The sequence below is a fragment of the Nocardioides sp. B129/18 genome (genome assembly GCF_055282735.1).
On the sequence record NZ_JBUZJI010000004.1, the window covers coordinates 92897 to 109559 of the forward strand.

The window sequence follows — 16663 nt, forward strand, 5'->3', positions numbered from 1 at the left end:
GCCGGGTGTCAGGCCTGCTCGGTGGTGCCGATCCGCACCCTCAGCGTCGATCCGGCGCGCGACTTCCCGACGATCAGCTGGGTCGGGATGCGGTCGCGCATCTCCGCGACATGGCTGACGACGCCGACCACGCGTCCGCCGTCGCGCAGCGCGTCGAGGGTGTCGAGGACGTCGTCGAGGGTGTCGGCGTCGAGGGAGCCGAACCCCTCGTCGACGAAGAGCGTGTCGAGGCTCGCCCCGCCGACCTCGCCGGTGATGACGTCGGCCAGGCCGAGGGCCAGCGCGAGGGAGACGACGAAGGTCTCGCCGCCGGACAGCGTCGCGGGGTCGCGGGCCTCGCCGGACCAGTCGTCGCGCACCAGCAGGCCCAGGCCGCCGCGGGTCTCGCGCTGCCCCCGCTCCGCGGTGTGCTCGAGCCGGTAGCGCTGGTCGGTCATCCGACCGAGCCGGACGTTGGCGGCCTCGACGACCTGCGCCAGGCGGTAGGCCAGGACGTAGGCGGAGAGCCGCATCTGGAGCCGGTTGTCGGCCGACTTGCCCTCGACGAACGCCGAGAGCCTGGCCGTGCGCTCGTGCTCGCGGGCGAGGGGTGCCCAGGAGGCGAGGAGGGACTCGAGCTCGCCCAGCAGCGAGGCCAGGCGCCCCGCGCGCTCGGTGGCGCGGGCCAGCGCCGTGCGGGCCTCGGCGAGCGCCGCACCGGCCGCCTCGTGCTGCGCGGCGAGCACGGCAAGGTCGGGCGCGACCGGCGCGGGGTCGAGGAGGAGGGTCGGGTGGGAGGCCTCCAGGGCAGCGCGGGTGCGCGCCGCGACGGCGCGACGGGCGCCCTGCGCCTCGACCTGCTCGGTGAGCGCCGTGAGCGTGCGGTCGTCGAGCATCGCGGCGAGCGCGGCGTCGCGGTCGGGCAGGGCCGCCTCCGCCAGCGCCGCGGCGAGGTCGCCCTCGGCCTCGCGGTGGGCCTCCTGGGCCGTCTGCTCGGCGGCGAGGGCCGCCGCGGCCTGCTCGAGACGTCGTCGAACTCCCTCGGCCGCGGTGAGCGCATCGGCGAGGGTGGCGGACTCGTGTGCGCCGAGGAGCGCGGTGAGCGCGTGGGAGAGCTCGTCCTGCTCGGTGGCGAGGGCGATCTCGCGCTCGGCGAGGACGGCCGCCTCGGTGCGCAGGGCGGTGGCGCGGGCGGCGAGGTCGTCGGCCTCCGCCTCCAGGGCGGCCAGGTGCTCGCGAGCGGGGGCGTGGTCGAGGGCGGCGCTCCGGGTGGCCGAGAGCTCCTCGGCCAGCGCGGTCGACTCCGCCTCGAGGACCTCGAGGGTGCTCCCGCCGGCACGCTCCTCGAGGCGGGTGAGGGTCACCTCGAGGTCGCGGACCGCCTCGGCCCGGGAGTGCTCCAGGGCCTGGGCGTCGTCGAGGGCGTGCTGCGCGGTCCGCTCGACGTCGGCGTCGACCACGCCCTGGGAGGTGGCCTTGTGCGGGTGGTCGGCGGAGCCGCAGACGGGGCAGCACGCGCCGACGGCCAGCCCGGTGGCGAGCTCGGCGGCCATGCCGGCGATGCGCGCCTCGCGCAGCTCGAGCAGGTGCTCGCGGGCGCTGAGCGCCGCGCTCCGCGCCTCGACGTGGGCCTGGCGCGCGGGCAGCAGCTGAGCGGAGAGCCGAGCGTGCTCGACGTGCGCGGTGCGTCGGCGCTCGAGCTCGGCGGCCCGGGCCTCCAGCGCCTCGACGCGCTGCTCGGCCGCGAGCGCGGTGTCGCGGCGGCTCACGGCCTCCTCGAGCAGCCGCGGCAGGAGCGCGGCCCGCTCGTCGAGGGCGCGGGCGTCGAGGGCGAGCGCCCCGTGGCGCGCAGCGACCTCGGGGCGGCGCCGCCGGACCTCCTGCAGGCGCCGCTCCTGCGGCAGGGCGGCGCGCAGGGCGGCCACGCGCTCTGCGGCCTCGGCGGCGCGGTGGGACAGCGTGTCGAGGTCGGGCTCGCCCGTGGCGAGGTCGTGCGGGGCCAGCGCGGCGAGCGCCGTCGCGCGGTCGCGGACCGCCTCGGCACTGCGCCGAGCGGCCCGGGTGCTGAGCTCGAGGTAGGGACGCACCGTGGCGGCCCGGCGGGCGGCGGCGAGTCGCTCTTCCGCGGCGGCGGCCTCGTCGGCCGCGGCGGCGAGGTCGTGCTCCTCGCGTCGCAGCGCGACGATGCGGGTGACGGCCTCGGCGAGCGCCTCGGCCGCGCGGAGGCGCTCGGCGGACTCCGCCTCGGCGTCGGCGGTGGCGGCGACGACGTCGGTGGCGCGGGTGAGCGCCTCGGTGGTCGTGGTGCGCAGGGACTGCGCCCAGGCCAGCAGCGTGCCGTCCTGGGCGGGCTCGGCGAGGTGCTCGGCCTCGACGCCCTCGACGCCGTCGGGCAGCGCGGCGTCGCCGGCCTCGAGGACCCGCCCGGTGAGCACCGCGATCTCGCCGAGCAGCGCGTCGCGGCGGCGGCGCTGGTCGAGCCGTCGTTCGCGCAGCCAGCGCTCGACGTCCTCGAAGCGGCCGGTGCGGAAGAGGCGCTGGAGCAGCTGGTGACGCTCGTCGGCGCGGGCGCGCAGGAAGGCCTGGAACCGGCCCTGGGGGAGCAGGGCCACCTGCGTGAACTGGGTGAGGCTCATGCCGAGCAGCGAGCCGAGGAGGTCGCCGGCCTCGTCGAGACGGCTCGTCAGCGGGCTCCAGGCACCCCCGCGCAGCTCGCTGACGGTGACGCTGGCGTGCTCGGAGGTCAGGCCGGTGCCGCGCTTCTTGGGCCGCTCCCAGGCCGGGGTGCGCGAGATCAGCAGCCGGCGGCCGCCGAGGGTGGCCTCGAGGCGCACCCGCGGCTGCACGCCCGGGGCGGCCTGGTCGCAGCGCAGCCGCTTGGCGACGGCGCGATCGCCGGGCACGTCGCCGAAGAGCGCGAAGCAGACGGCGTCGAGGACGCTGGTCTTGCCGGCGCCGGTGGGCCCTGAGAGCAGGAAGAGGCCCGCCGCCGAGAGCGTGTCGAGGTCGACCTCGACGGTGTCGGCGAACGGCCCGAAGGCGGTGATCTCGAGGTGGTGCAGGCGCATCAGCCCACCAGGTCCTCGAGGGAGAAGAGGGTGTCGGCCTGGTCGTCGTCGCAGCAGGCGTCGACGGCGCGGCGCAGCAGGGCGGCCTCGTCCTTCTCGGGTGCGCGGCCGCGCATCGCGACGAGGAACTCCTGCGCGATGTCGTGGTCGGTGCGCCCCTGGCTGCGGGTGGCGGGCAGCGAGCCCAGCGTCGGTGCGAGGGAGTCGAACCCGAGCACCAGCGCGTGCGGGAAGCGGCGACGCAGCCGCTCCATGGCCTGCAGCGGACGCTCGACGTCGGTGAGGGTGACCTGGACCCAGCTCTGCTCGTGCGCCTCGAGCGCGGGGTCGGCGAGCAGCGTCTCGAGCTCGCCGCGGAGCCGGGCCAGCGGGCGCGGCACGGGGGCCTCGACGAAGGTGGCCGACTCGACGCCCGCGGCGCCGAGGTCGATGAGCCAGGAGCCCTTGGCGTGGTCGGTCTCGGAGAAGGAGTAGGCCAGCGGCGAGCCGCTGTAGCGCAGCGCGTCGTCGAGGACGTGGCGCCCGTGCAGGTGCCCCAGCGCGGTGTAGGAGATGCCGTCGAAGAGCGCTCCCGGCACCATCGAGACCCCGCCGACGCTGATGTCGCGCTCGGAGTCGGACTCGCGGGGCGTCACCGAGCCGCCGCCGACGAAGGCGTGGGCCATCACGAGGGACCGCACGCCCGGCCGCCCGGCGAGGTCGGCGCGGATGCGGCGCATCGCCTCGCCCAGCGCGGCCTCGTGGGAGCGGCGCTCGAGCGCCCAGGGGCCGGCGACGGCCTCGGGGTCGAGGTAGGGGATGCCGTGGACGGCGACCGGGCCGTGCGCGTCCTCGAGGAGGAGGGGCGTGCCGACCGCCGAGACGTCGGTGCGCAGGTGCACGCCGGCGGCGTCGATCAGGCGCGAGGAGAAGCCCAGACGCTGGGCGGAGTCGTGATTGCCGCTGGTGAGCACCACCCGGGCGCGCGAGGCCGCGAGCCGGACGAGGGCCTCGTCGGCCAGGCGCACGGCGTCGACCGGCGGGAGCGCGCGGTCGTAGACGTCGCCCGCGACCAGCACGAGGTCGACGGCCTCGGACTCGACGACCTCGAGCAGGTGGTCGACGAACACCGCCTGGTGGGTGAGCATGCCCTCGCGGTGGAACGACCGGCCCAGGTGCCAGTCGGAGGTGTGGAGGATGCGCACAGGACGAACCTAGGAGGCGCCGCCGACAATCCCGGTGAGCCCACGCCGTGCCCGGCCTGTGAGCCGCGTCGGGTGCGGGCGCGGAGCGCTCAGCAGTACCGGACGACCCGCTCGGCCCGGGCGAAGCCGTAGAGCGCGAGCCCGGACTCCACGGCCAGCCGCGCGCTGAGGCTGGTGGGCGCCCCGACCGCGACGAGCGCCCCGATGCCGGCGGTGACGGCCTTCTGGACCAGCTCGAACCCGGCCCGTCCGCTCACCACGAGCACGTCGCCGCCGGGCGCCTGGCCCCCGAGCACCCGCGCGCCGGTGACCTTGTCGACGGCGTTGTGCCGTCCGACGTCCTCGCGGACGACCAGCATCGTCCCGTCGGCGGTGGCCAGGCCCGCGGCGTGGACCCCGCCGGTGCGTGCGAAGACGGCCTGGTGGGGGCGCAGCGCGTCGGGCAGCGAGCGCACGACTTCGGGGTCGAGGTCGACGGGCGTGCTCGCCGCGCCGCCGCGCACGGAGAGCGCGTCGGCGATGCTGTCGGCGCCGCACACCCCGCAGGCCGACGAGCCGCTCGAGGCGGCCTCGTGCCGGGGGCCGGGCACGTGGTCGGGCACGGCGTCGAGGGTCACGGTGACGACGTTGAGCTCCTGCTCGGGCGCCAGGGTGCGGTCGGTGCAGTAGGCGACGCCGCCGATCGGCGCGGTGACGCCCTCGTGCACCAGCCAGCCGGCGGCGAGCTCGAAGTCGTGCCCCGGGGTGCGCATGGTGACCCACACGCGGTGCGCGTCGACGCCGGGCCAGGCCAGGCGGATCTCCAGCGGCTCCTCGGTGGCCAGGCGGTCCTCGTGACGCGACTCGCGCTCGGCGAGCAGCTCGACGACCCGCGTGCGGACCGTCGGGCCGGGCCGCCGGGCGCGGGAGAGCCCCACGCCCGGCGGCCGCGGCGCTCCGACCTCGCTCATGCGCGCGGGAACGCGGTGACGACGGCCAGCCGCGCCTCGAGCTCGTCGGCGGCGTCGGAGAGGCGACGACGCACCGCCGGCGGCAGCGACTCGTCCTCGGCCGCCACGCGGGCGGCGGCCAGCGTCGCGGGATCGAGGGACACGCTCGGGAAGAAGATCTCCGCGCTCGTGGCCAGCACCCATCCCGACCGCGTGCCGGCGGTGGCGGGCAGGTCGGCGAAGTAGCGCTCGACGTAGGGCCCGGTGACGGACTCCTGACCGCCGCGCCACAGGCCGACGCCCACGGCCTCGAGCTCGTAGTTGGGCACCTCGACCTCGCCGGTGAAGCGCTGCCACGCCCACGCCTTCGCCTCGGCGGTCGGACGGGAGGCCAGCGCCTTCGCGTGCTCGAGGACGGCGGCGTCGGTGTGCTCGGCGGCCAGGGCGGCGTCGAGCTCGGGCTGCTCGGCGTCGCCGAGGATCGCCAGGCGCACCCACACCCGCCAGCGCAGGTCGAGGTCGAGCGTGACGCCGTCGGGCGGCGTCTCGAGCCAGCCGCGCAGCAGCGCGGGGTCGCTGGAGGTCGAGATCGCGACCTTGAACGCGGTGGCCTGGGTCTCCGAGCCGGCCTCGGCGCCGTCGAGCACGCCGCGGACGGCGTCGTGCACCCGTGCCAGGGATCCTTCGGGCGCCAGGGGGAGCAGCCACCCGAGGATCCACGGGATCGTGCGTCGGCCCGTCAGGCCGGTGTCCTCCACCGGGAACGCGGCGACCGCCAGGTCGACGGCGCGCGCGGGGGAGAGGCTGGCCAGGCGCACGGAGGTGCGGACGTTGCTCCACACCGTGGCGCGCATGAGCGGGTCGTCGAGGCGCGGCAGCAGGTCGACGAGACCGGCCGCGGAGACGTCGTCGAGCAGCGTGGCGGCCCAGGTGCGCAGGTGCGGGTCGACGACCACGGTCTCGTCGGCGCCGAGGGGCGGCGTCAGCGTCGCGGGCTCGGCGCCGACCTCGACCTCGTCATGACGCCAGGCGGTGCCGTCGTGGCGGGCCACGGTGATGCGGTGACGACGATCGGCCGGCTCGTGGGCCGGCACGGTGCGGCTGATCGTGGAGGTCGCGCGGTCGAGCTCGAGCACGTCGGGGCCGCTGGTGCGCAGCCACTGGCCGACCTGCTCGCCGAGGTCGGTGCCCGACGCCTGCTCCCAGGCCCGCACGACGTCGGCGAGCTCGATGGTGCCGAAGCGGCGCTCCTCGAAGAGGGTGCGCACGCCGCCGAAGAAGGCGTCGTCGCCGAGGGTCGCGGCGATCTGGGCGAGGATCGAGGAGCCCTTGGCGTAGGAGATGCCGTCGAAGTCCTGCAGGGCCGACTGGTTGTCCTGCGCGCCGTTGCCCGCGACGGGGTGGGTGCTGCGGCGCAGATCGGCGGTGAGCCCCCACTGGCGGCGGCTGAAGGCGACCTCGGTCCAGGCGTCGTCGTACTCGGTGGCCTCGGCGGCGACGCGGTTGCCGAGGTACTCCGCGAAGGACTCGTTGAGCCACAGGTCGTCCCACCAGCGCGGGGTGACGAGGTCGCCGAACCACTGGTGGGCCATCTCGTGGGCGATCAGCGCGGCGCGCCACACGTGATCGGCGCGGGGCACCGGGCCGGGGAAGATCAGCTGGTCGCGGATCGTGATGCAGCCGGGGTTCTCCATCGCGCCGGCGTTGAACTCCGGCACGAACGCCTGGTGGTAGTCGCCGAAGGCGTAGCGCACGCCGAAGAGCCGGTGCAGCTCGTCGAGGCTCTGGCGGGTGATCGTGAAGAGCTCCCCGGCCTGCTCCTCGAGGCGCTCGCCGAGGCTGGCGCGCGCGGAGAGGCCCAGGCGGATGCCGTCGTGCTCGGACTCCACGACCCGGTAGGGCCCGGCGACGAGCGTCACGAAGTAGGTGGCCAGCGGCGGCGTCGTGGCCAGCTGCCACACCCCCGGCTCGACCTGCTCGGCGTGGCCGTTGCCGCGCACGATCCAGGCCTCCGGCACCTTCGCACGCACGGTGTAGGGGGCCTTGAGGTCGGGCTGGTCGAAGCAGGCGAAGACGCTCGGCGCGGCGTCCATGAAGCTCATGCCGTAGACGTAGGCCAGGCCGTCGGCGGGGTCGACGAACCGGTGCAGGCCCTCGCCGTCGGTGCGGTAGCCCATGACCGCCTCGACGACGATCTCGTGCTCGCCGGCCTCCAGCGTCAGCGGCAGCCGACCCTCGGCGAGCGTGCCGAGGTCGAGCGCGACGCCGTCGAGCGTCGCCGAGCGCGCCTCGACCGGCTTGAGGTCGAGGAACGTCGAGCCGGCGCCCGAGGTCAGCCGGATGACGGTGCGGGAGGAGAAGTGCTCCTCGCCGCCGTCGAGGTCGAGGTCGAGGTCGTAGGAGCGCACCTGCAGCAGGGCCGATCGGGCCTCGGCCTCGGTGCGCAGGAGCGGTCGGCTCGCAGCGTGGGTCGTCACGATCACCGACCCTATGCCGCGCCCGTCGAGCGGCTCGCGGCCCACCCTCCCGGTGCGGCTCGCGCGACCCTAGGCTCGGCCCATGAGCGATCCCACGCTGCGCGCCGTCGACCTCGTCCAGATCGGCCCGGAGCGGTACAAGGCCACCAACGGGCGCGGGGGAGTCCTGCCGATCGGCTCGGGCGAGGACCCCGACTTCACCCCCGTCGAGCTGCTGCTGGCCGCGCTCGCCGGGTGTGGCGCGGTCGACCTCAGCCTCATCACCGGACGGCGGTCGCAGCCGGAGTCCTTCGCCGCCCGTGCGGAGGGCCACAAGGTCAGCGACGAGCAGGGCAACCACCTCACCGGGCTGCGGGTCACCTTCGACGTCGTGTTCCCCGAGGGCGAGGCCGGCGACGCCGCCCGCTCCGTCGTCGCCCGCACCCTGCGTCAGATCGAGGAGCGGCTGTGCACCGTCGGCCGCACCGTCGCGATCGGCGAGCCCGTGCGCTATCTCGACGCGCACGCCCCCGACGCCGCCGGGGAGCAGGGCTGAGCGCGCACCGCCTGCCGCCGATCCCGCGGCAGGACGGACGTCGCATCGTCGTCACCGGCGCGTCCGCCGGTCTCGGGCTGGTGCTCTCCGAGCTGCTGGCGCACCGCGGCGCGGAGGTCGTGCTCGCGGTGCGCGACGTCGCCAAGGGCAGCGCGGCCGCGGCTGCGATCGCCGCGCGCCGTCCCGGCACGGGGCCCCGGCTGGACGTCCGGCGGCTCGACGTCGCCGACCCCGCCTCGGTGCGCGCCTTCGTCGCCGAGCTTCCCGGCGAGGTCGACGCCCTCGTCGCGAACGCGGGCGTCATGGCCACGCCGTTCCGCCTCACCGAGCTCGGCGCCGACCTGCAGATGACCACCAACCACCTCGGCCACCATCTGCTGACCTGCCTGCTGCTCCCGCGGCTGCGCGACCGCGTGGTCGTGGTGTCCTCCCAGGCGCACCGCCGGGCCGAGCCGGACTTCGACGATCTCGCCTGGAGTCGGCGCCGCTACCGCCCGATGGCGGCCTACGCCTGCTCGAAGCTGGCGAACCTGCTGTTCCTCGCCGAGCTGCAGCGTCGCCTCACCGCGGGGGGCTCGACGCTGCGGGTGCTCGGAGCCCATCCGGGCACCACGCGCACCGACATCACCCAGGGCGGCGGCGAGGGCACGCTGCGCCACCTCGGCCGCATCGGCCATCCGCTCGCCGGCATGCCGGTGTGGCGTGGCGCCCTGCCGCTGGCGGTCGCCACCACCCACGACCTGCCGGGCAACTCCTACCTGGGTCCGGACGGTCCGGGGGAGATGCTCGGCTGGCCGGTGCTGGTGGGCCGCTCGGCACTGGCGGGCGACACCGTGCTCGCGCGCCGCTGCTGGGATGTCAGCGAGGAGCTGACCGGGGCGGGTCTCAGCCGATCGTGACCTTGGAGATGTCGACGGGCGTCGCGGGCGCGCCGTCGTAGGGGCTCGAGCCGCCCTTGGTGCCGGCCTTGGCGAGCTTCGTGATCTCCTTGACCGTGGCGTCGCTGACGCTGCCGAAGACGGTGTAGTTCGGCGAGCTGTCGAGGGCGGTGCTGTCGCCGTAGACGATGAAGAACTGCGAGCCGCCGGAGTCGGGGAACTGGGTCTTGGCCATCGCCAGGACGCCGGTGGTGTACGACTCGTCGCCCTTGAGCTCGTCGGGGATGGTGTAGCCCGGGCCGCCCGTGCCGGTGCCCGTCGGGTCACCGCACTGCAGGACGAGGATGTCGCGGGTGGTGAGGCGGTGGCACGGCGTCTTGTCGAAGTAGCCCTGCGTGGCCAGCGACACGAAGCTGTTGACCGTGCACGGCGCGCGACCGGCGTCGAGCGTGAGGTCGAAGTCGCCGATGCTCGTGGTCATCGTGGCCTTGACCGTGCCCGAGACGTCGGGCGTGGCCGGCGGGGCCTTGACCTCCTTGGCCGCCGCGCCCGCGCTCGGGTAGGCGCAGGTCTGGCCCGATCCGCTGGAGCCCGACGCCGACGGCGAGGCGGCGTCGCCGGCCGTGGAGTCGTCGTCGCCACCGCAGGCGGCGAGGCCGCCGAGGACGACGAGCGTCGAGGCGACGGCGAGCGGGCGGGTCAGCGAGGCCAGGCGGATCATGACGCCGATGCTAGGCGAGGCGTCCGAGGGCTCCCCGGGCGGGAGGCGCGTTCTCAGTGGCTTCTCAGGGGCGCCTCTAGCCGTTGGCGCCGCGGGCGCTCACGGCCCAGCCTCGCAGCCCGCCGGCCTCCTGCACCCAGAGCTGGTCGGCGAGGTTGACCGCCGAGCACGCGTGGTTCGGGACGACGTCCACCGCCGTCCCGAGCGCGGGCGGCGTGCCGCACCAGTCGACGACCGCGTGGTGCTCGCTGAGCATCGAGACGCGGGCCTCCGGGTGGTCGAGCAGGCGCCCGAACCCGGTGGACCACGCGGCGCGGTCGGCGCCGAGCACCTTGCTGCCCGCGTCGAGCACCACCTGATCGCCGCGGCGGCTGACGACGGTGGCGCGGCAGGTCAGGGAGATGTCGGACGGCTCGACGACGCCGAGCTCCCACTGCTGGGCGTCGCCGAAGACGTACACGCCCGGACGCAGCTCGCGCGCGGGCGCCCCGGGCTCGCCGGCGATGCTGTCGGGATCGTCGAGACTCGCCGAGAGCGTGGGCGTCGAGCCGCCGGAGAGCAGCCGCACCTCCAGCCCCGTGGCCCGGACGCTGCCCGCCGCGGCCCGCAGGGCGACGCGCTCGGCCATCGCCGCGGCTCCGGCGCGGCCCGGCGCGTAGCCGTGGCCGGGGAAGGTGAAGACCCCCCGCACCGGGAGGCCCGCTCGCGTCGCCGCGAGGGCGACGTCGCCCGCGGCCTCGGGGGCGACGCCGGTGCGGTGGTGTCCGGAGTCGACCTCGACCATCACCTCGATGCCGGTGCCGCCGAGCAGACGTCCGGCGTTGGCCGCGGCCTCCACCGAGTCGACGCCGAAGGCGATCGTGCCGAGGTCGGCGAGATCGCGCAGCCGGCCCGCTCGCTCCGCGTCGAGCCACAGCGGATAGGCGATGAGGACGTCGGTGCAGCCGTTGCGCATGAAGACCTCCGCCTCGGCGACGGTCGCGACCGTCAGGCCGACGGCGCCGGAGGCCAGCTGCAGGCGGGCGATCTCCAGCGACTTGTGGGTCTTCGCATGGGGCCGCAGCGCCACCCGCGCCGCGACCGCGTCCTCGGCCGCCTTGCGGACGTTGCGCCGCAGCCGCTCGAGGTCGACGCGCAGGTGCGGGGTGGGGACGGGCACCTGCCCACGGTAGGGCCGGTGCTGACCGGCCGCGTCGGGACCCACCCTCGGGTGAACATGCCGAGGCGGGTGACGACCGCAGTCGCCACCCGCCATGGGGAGGGCAGGTCAGGAGGACACGACCGCGCAGGTCAGGCGCACGTTCAGGGTGTCCTGGGCCGGGATGCCCGGCGTGTAGACGGTGGCGCCGGTGCTGGTCATGAACACCTGGACCGCCTGGTCGGAGAGGTTCCAGTGGCCCGCGGCACCGAGCACCTTCTTGCCGGCCGGGCAGGAGAGGTTGAGGCTGCTGACCGTGTTGGCGGGCACGACCTGGCTCTTGGTGACCAGCTCGTAGGCGGAGATCCCGCTCGCGCCCTGCGCGCCGGCAGCGCCCTGAGGTCCCGCCGGACCCACGGGCCCAGCCGGACCGGTGGCGCCGGTCGCGCCCTTGAGCCCGGACCTGGCGCCGGCGCTGAGCTCGCCGATGCCGAGGCTGCCGTTCTTGACGTCCTTGCCGGTGAGGCTCTCGTCCTTGACGTTCGCGCCGGTGATGACGGTGGCGGCGAACGCGCCGGTGGCGCCGGAGAGCAGGAGGCCGGCGGCGAAGAGGCCCACGGCGGCGGGAGCGGAGAGTCGGCGGGAGCGGGGACCGGACGGCGCGGGGGCCGGCGCGGACGTGGCGAGGGAGGAGGTGGTCTGCGTGTCGGTCATGGGCCAGACCCTGCTCGGCGCCCCTTTCACAACTCTTGAAGCGCCCTTGCCGGCGACCGCGCTGGTCTGGACCGGTGGGCACCGGCACCGGCACCGGCACCGGCACCGGCCTCACCGTCCGTGCCAGTCCAGGGCCCGGCTGACGGCGTCGGCCCAGAGGGCGGCGTCGTGATCGCGCACGGCGGGGTCGATCGCGGGCTCCCACGCCCCGGCCCGGTGCCAGTTGCGGCGCAGCCCCTCGAGATCGGCCCAGTAGCCGACGCCGAGACCCGCGATGTAGGCCGCGCCCAGCGAGACGGTCTCGGAGACCAGCGGCCGCTCGACGGCCACGTCGAGCACGTCCGCGACGAACTGCATCAGCAGGTGGTTGCTCGTCATGCCGCCGTCGACCTTGAGGCGCGTGAGCGCGATGCCGGAGTCGGCCCGCATCGCCTCGACGACGTCGCGCGTCTGCCAGCCGGTGGCCTCCAGCACGGCCCGGGCGACGTGTCCGCGTCGCACGTAGCTGGTGAGCCCGACGATCACCCCGCGGGCGTCGGTGCGCCAGTGCGGCGCATAGAGGCCGGAGAAGGCCGGGACGATGTAGCAGCCGCCGTTGTCCTCCACCGTGCGGGCGAGGGTCTCGATCTGCGGGGCGGTCGGGATCATCTCCAGGGCGTCGCGCAGCCACTGCACCAGCGAGCCGGTCATCGCGATCGAGCCCTCGACGGCGTACACCGGCGCGTGCCCGGCGAGGTGGTAGCCGACCGTCGGGATCAGGCCGTGCTGGGAGTCGACGACCTGCTCGCCGGTGTTGGCCAGCAGGAACGCGCCGGTGCCGTAGGTGCACTTGGCCTCGCCGGGCGCGAAGCACGTCTGGCCGACGAGCGCGGCCTGCTGGTCGCCGATGGCGCCGCCGATGTGCACGCCGGGCAGCACCGTCCGGCAGGTCCCGAAGGGCCCGGTGTTCGGCACGATCTCCGGCAGCACGGCGCGGGGGACGTCGAGGAGGCCCAGCAGCACGGGGTCCCAGTCGTGCCGGCGCAGGTCCATGAGCATCGTGCGGCTGGCGTTGGTGACGTCGGTGACGTGACGCCCGCCGTCCGGTCCGCCGGTGAGGCGCCAGATCAACCAGGACTCCATCGTCCCGGCGAGCACCTCGCCCCGCTCGGCGCGCGTCCGCAGGCCCGGCACGTGGTCGAGCAGCCAGCGCAGGCGCGGGCCGGCGAAGTAGGCGGCGGGCACCAGGCCGCTGCGGCGGCGGAACTCCTCGCCGTGCCCGGCGTCCACCAGCGTCGCGACGTCGTCCTCGGTGCGGGTGTCCTGCCAGGTGATGGCGGGCGCCACCGGTCGGCCGGTGGCGCGGTCCCAGACGACGACCGTCTCGCGCTGGTTGGCGATGCCGATCGTGGCGACCTGATCTGGCGTGAGCCCTGCCTGGCGCACGGCCGCGGGCACGATGCGCTCCACGATGCGCCAGATCTCCTCGGCGTCGTGCTCGGCCCAGCCCGGCCGGGGGAAGCGCTGGCGGTGCTCGCGCTGGGTGAGGGAGACCATCTGGCCGTCGTGGTCGAAGAGCAGGCAGCGCGTCGACGTCGTCCCCTGGTCGATGGCCGCCACGACGCGGCGGGTGCGCGGGCTCACGCGGCGTCCAGGGCGCGGCCGACGGCGGCGGCGGTCTCGAGCACGGCGGCGGCGACCTCCGGCAGCACGCTGCCGTCGGTGCGCGCCAGGCGCGTGGTGGGGCCCGTGACGGCGACGACGCCCACCGCGAGGCCGCCGGCGCCGCGCACCGCCACGGCCACGTCGCCCACCTCCGGGTGGTGCTCGCCGAGCGCCGCCGCCCAGCCGCGGGCGCGCACCTCCTCGACGTCGGCGGCCAGGCGCGCCGCGGTGGCGGCCGTGCGCCGCGTGTAGCGCTCCAGCCCCGCGGGCGCGGCCCGATGGCCGCGGGCCGAGGCCGCCAGGAGCGCCTTGCCGACACCGGTGGCGTGCAGCGGCCAGACCTCGCCGACGCGCAGCCGCTGCGGCGAGTCGTCGGGGCGGAAGACGTGGTGCACCAGCTCCGCGGCGCCGTCCACGGGCACCGCGACGACGACCTCCAGGCGCAGCCGGGCGGCCAGCGAGTCGCACCAGCTCGTCGCGAGCGAGCGCAGGTCGTGGCGGTCGACGCCGGGCTGCTGGAGGTCGCGCAGGGCCGGGCCGAGCGCGTACCGGCGCGTGTCGGGGTCCTGGGCCGCGTACCCGACGTGCACGAGCGTGGCGAGCAGGCCGTGGACGGTGGGGCGCGGCAGGCCGAGCGCCCCGGCGATCTCGGCCAGCGCGAGGTCGGGCGCGGCGCCGAGGAGCGAGAGCACGGCGGCGCTGCGCTCCACCGACTGGATGCGACCGGGCATGAGAGCAGCCTAATGCGCGTTCGACCATGTCGAACGCCTCGCGTTGACCCCCGTCACACACGTGCCTACGGTTCCCGCGACCGCTGCACACCGGGGTGCCGCGGTGCCTACCGTGAGGCTGACCATGAGCCCTGCTGATCCTGCTGCACCGAAGGCCCCTGAGGGCCGACCCGCCGCGTCCGCGGCCCAGGTCGACCGGGAGCCCACGCTCCTGGCCGAGCTGAGCGCCGAGTTCGCCGGCACCGCGATCCTCATCCTGTTCGGATGCGGCGTCGTGGCCTCCGTCGTGGCGGCCGGCCGCGGCGACGTCGACTCGATCTCCTGGGCCTGGGGCCTGGGCGTCGTGCTCGGCATCTACACCGCCGGACGCATCACCGGCGCCCACCTGAACCCCGCCGTGACCATCGCCCTGGCGACCTTCCGCGGCTTCGCCTGGTCGAAGGTCGGGCCCTACGCCCTGGCCCAGCTGGCCGGCGCCTTCGTCGCCGCGCTGATCGTGCGCTTCACCTACGGCGACTTCATCTCCGCCTTCGACCCCGACCTCGGCAAGAAGTCGATGGGCATCTTCTTCACCTCGCCCGGCGTCGACGTCAACGGCTCGCCGGTCGGCCTGACCACCGCCTTCGCCGATCAGGTCGTCGGCACGGCCATCCTGGTGTTCCTCGTCTTCGCCCTCACCACGGCCGTCAACAACCCGCCGCTGGCCAACCTCACGCCGTGGTTCGTCGGCATGGTCGTGGTCGGCATCGGCATGGCCTGGGGCGCGAACGCCGGCTACGCGATCAACCCCGCCCGCGACCTCGGCCCGCGGCTGGCGGCCTGGGTGAGCGGCTACGGCAACACCGTCTGGGAGTCCGCGTCGAGCGGGTCCGTGTACTTCTGGGTGCCCCTGGTGGCGCCCGTGATCGGCGCCCTCATCGGCGGCGCGCTGTTCATCCAGCTCGTCGAGCGGCACCTGCCGCCCGAGGAGTCCGTCCCCGAGAGCCCGAGCGGGGAGCGGGGCGTCCAGCAGGACGCCGCCGCCCGCTGAGGGCCGACCGACCGACACAGACCTCACAGAGAGAAGGACCACCCATGGCCACCTACGTCGGCGCCATCGACCAGGGCACCACGAGCACCCGCTTCATGATCTTCGACCACGGCGGCAACGAGATCGCCCGCCACCAGCTCGAGCACGAGCAGATCCTGCCGCGCGCCGGCTGGGTCGAGCACAACCCCGTGGAGATCTGGGAGCGCACGAGCGCGGTCATCCAGACCACGCTCAACAAGGCGCGTCTGCAGCACTCCGACCTCGCCGCGATCGGCATCACCAACCAGCGCGAGACCACCGTCGTCTGGGACCGCCGCACGGGCCGGCCGTACTACAACGCGATCGTGTGGCAGGACACCCGCACCGACCGCATCGCCTCCGCGCTCGACCGCGACGGCCGCGGCGACGTCATCCGCGCCAAGGCCGGCCTGCCGCCGGCCACCTACTTCGCCGGCGGCAAGATCCAGTGGATCCTCGAGAACGTCGACGGCGTCCGCGAGGCCGCCGAGCGAGGTGATGCCCTCTTCGGCACCACCGACACCTGGGTCACCTGGAACCTCACCGGCGGCACCGAGGGCGGCGTCCACGTCACCGACGTCACCAACGCCAGCCGCACCATGCTGATGGACCTCGAGACCCTGCAGTGGGACGACGAGCTGCTCGGCTTCTTCGACATCCCGCGGCAGATGCTCCCGGAGATCAGGTCCTCCTCCGAGCACTACGGCACCACCACGGTCCACGGCCCCGCCGGGGGAGAGGTGCCGATCACCGGCATCCTCGGCGACCAGCAGGCCGCCACCGTCGGCCAGGTGTGCTTCGAGCCCGGCGAGGCCAAGAACACCTACGGCACCGGCAACTTCATGCTGCTCAACACCGGCACCGAGATCGTCCGGTCCAAGGCCGGCCTGCTCACCACGCCGGCCTACAAGCTCGGCGACGCCCCGTGCGTCTACGCGCTCGAGGGCTCGATCGCCGTCACCGGCTCGGCGGTGCAGTGGCTGCGCGACCAGCTCGGCATCATCTCCGGCGCCTCGCAGTCCGAGGCCCTGGCCCGCCAGGTCGAGGACAACGGCGGTGTGTACTTCGTCCCGGCGTTCTCCGGCCTGTTCGCGCCCTACTGGCGCTCCGACGCCCGCGGCGCCATCGTCGGACTCTCGCGCTACAACACCAACGCCCACCTGGCCCGCGCCACCCTCGAGGCGATCTGCTACCAGTCGCGCGACGTCGCCGAGGCCATGGAGCAGGACTCCGGCGTCAAGCTCGAGGTGCTCAAGGTCGACGGCGGCGTCACCGCCAACGAGCTGTGCATGCAGATCCAGGCCGACGTCCTCGGCGTCCCGGTGAGCCGTCCGGTGGTCGCCGAGACCACCGCTCTGGGTGCTGCCTACGCCGCCGGCCTCGCCGTAGGCTTCTGGTCGAGCACCGACGAGCTGCGGGCCAACTGGAACGAGGCCAAGCGCTGGATGCCCGAGTGGAGCGGCGAGCAGCGCGACCAGGCCTTCGGCCAGTGGAAGAAGGCCGTCGAGCGCACCCTCGACTGGGTCGACGTCGACTGACGCACCGCCCGCAGTGCCCGCCACGCCCGCCACGCCGCGTGACCTGTGAACCCCCGTGACCCCGTGTGACCCCGTGCCG

General features: G+C 75.0%; 13 protein-coding genes. 4 read left to right on the forward strand and 9 right to left on the reverse strand.

All coding sequences use genetic code 11. The annotated features are described in order from the left end of the window. Window positions 1-8: 8 nt before the first annotated feature. The 4 genes from ACZDWJ_RS04350 to pepN form a co-directional block, all read right to left on the reverse strand. Window positions 9-3047 carry an AAA family ATPase gene (locus ACZDWJ_RS04350; RefSeq protein WP_463519693.1) on the reverse strand — a complete coding sequence of 1013 codons (3039 nt, stop codon included), beginning with the start codon at window positions 3045-3047 and terminating at the stop codon, window positions 9-11. Beyond that, window positions 3047-4231 carry an exonuclease SbcCD subunit D gene (locus ACZDWJ_RS04355; RefSeq protein WP_463519694.1) on the reverse strand — a complete coding sequence of 395 codons (1185 nt, stop codon included), beginning with the start codon at window positions 4229-4231 and terminating at the stop codon, window positions 3047-3049. Before ACZDWJ_RS04355 ends, ACZDWJ_RS04350 begins: the two co-directional genes overlap by 1 nt. A gap of 89 nt (window positions 4232-4320) precedes the next feature. Beyond that, window positions 4321-5181: a formate dehydrogenase accessory sulfurtransferase FdhD gene (locus ACZDWJ_RS04360; protein ID WP_463519695.1), complete on the reverse strand. Its 861-nt coding sequence runs from the start codon at window positions 5179-5181 to the stop codon at window positions 4321-4323. Beyond that, window positions 5178-7637, reverse strand: coding sequence for an aminopeptidase N (pepN, locus tag ACZDWJ_RS04365; RefSeq protein WP_463519696.1), 2460 nt, complete (start codon window positions 7635-7637; stop codon window positions 5178-5180). The genes ACZDWJ_RS04360 and pepN overlap by 4 nt, the downstream gene beginning before the upstream one ends. 82 nt (window positions 7638-7719) lie before the next feature. On the opposite strand from pepN, the gene ACZDWJ_RS04370 reads away from it, so the two are divergent. Both ACZDWJ_RS04370 and ACZDWJ_RS04375 read left to right on the forward strand, forming a co-directional pair. After that, a complete protein-coding gene (locus ACZDWJ_RS04370; RefSeq protein WP_463519697.1) occupies window positions 7720-8172 on the forward strand; it encodes an OsmC family protein in 453 nt (150 codons plus the stop codon). A 44-nt stretch (window positions 8173-8216) separates the two neighbouring features. Further along, on the forward strand, window positions 8217-9071 hold the full coding sequence (locus tag ACZDWJ_RS04375) for an SDR family NAD(P)-dependent oxidoreductase (RefSeq protein WP_463519815.1): 855 nt from the start codon (window positions 8217-8219) through the stop codon (window positions 9069-9071). On the opposite strand, the gene ACZDWJ_RS04380 is transcribed toward ACZDWJ_RS04375, so the two are convergent. The 5 genes from ACZDWJ_RS04380 to ACZDWJ_RS04400 form a co-directional block, all read right to left on the reverse strand. Further along, window positions 9058-9771: a peptidylprolyl isomerase gene (locus tag ACZDWJ_RS04380; protein WP_463519698.1), complete on the reverse strand. Its 714-nt coding sequence runs from the start codon at window positions 9769-9771 to the stop codon at window positions 9058-9060. The two genes, ACZDWJ_RS04375 and ACZDWJ_RS04380, sit on opposite strands and share 14 nt — an antisense overlap. A 76-nt stretch (window positions 9772-9847) precedes the next feature. Continuing rightward, the gene (locus ACZDWJ_RS04385) at window positions 9848-10930 is read right to left on the reverse strand and encodes an alanine racemase (protein ID WP_463519699.1); all 1083 of its coding nucleotides are present in this window, start codon (window positions 10928-10930) and stop codon (window positions 9848-9850) included. Window positions 10931-11038: 108 nt separating this feature from the next. After that, the gene (locus tag ACZDWJ_RS04390; RefSeq protein WP_463519700.1) at window positions 11039-11623 is read right to left on the reverse strand and encodes a hypothetical protein; all 585 of its coding nucleotides are present in this window, start codon (window positions 11621-11623) and stop codon (window positions 11039-11041) included. Window positions 11624-11734: 111 nt separating this feature from the next. Beyond that, window positions 11735-13246 carry a glycerol kinase GlpK gene (glpK, locus tag ACZDWJ_RS04395; protein WP_463519701.1) on the reverse strand — a complete coding sequence of 504 codons (1512 nt, stop codon included), beginning with the start codon at window positions 13244-13246 and terminating at the stop codon, window positions 11735-11737. Beyond that, entirely contained in the window at window positions 13243-13998 is a 756-nt protein-coding gene (locus ACZDWJ_RS04400) for an IclR family transcriptional regulator (protein WP_463519702.1), read from the reverse strand. The genes glpK (ACZDWJ_RS04395) and ACZDWJ_RS04400 overlap by 4 nt, the downstream gene beginning before the upstream one ends. Window positions 13999-14122: 124 nt before the next feature. On the opposite strand from ACZDWJ_RS04400, the gene ACZDWJ_RS04405 reads away from it, so the two are divergent. Next, window positions 14123-15028, forward strand: coding sequence for an MIP/aquaporin family protein (locus ACZDWJ_RS04405; RefSeq protein ID WP_463519703.1), 906 nt, complete (start codon window positions 14123-14125; stop codon window positions 15026-15028). Window positions 15029-15072: 44 nt separating this feature from the next. Next, entirely contained in the window at window positions 15073-16584 is a 1512-nt protein-coding gene (glpK, locus tag ACZDWJ_RS04410; RefSeq protein ID WP_463519704.1) for a glycerol kinase GlpK, read from the forward strand. The last annotated feature ends 79 nt before the right edge of the window (window positions 16585-16663 follow it).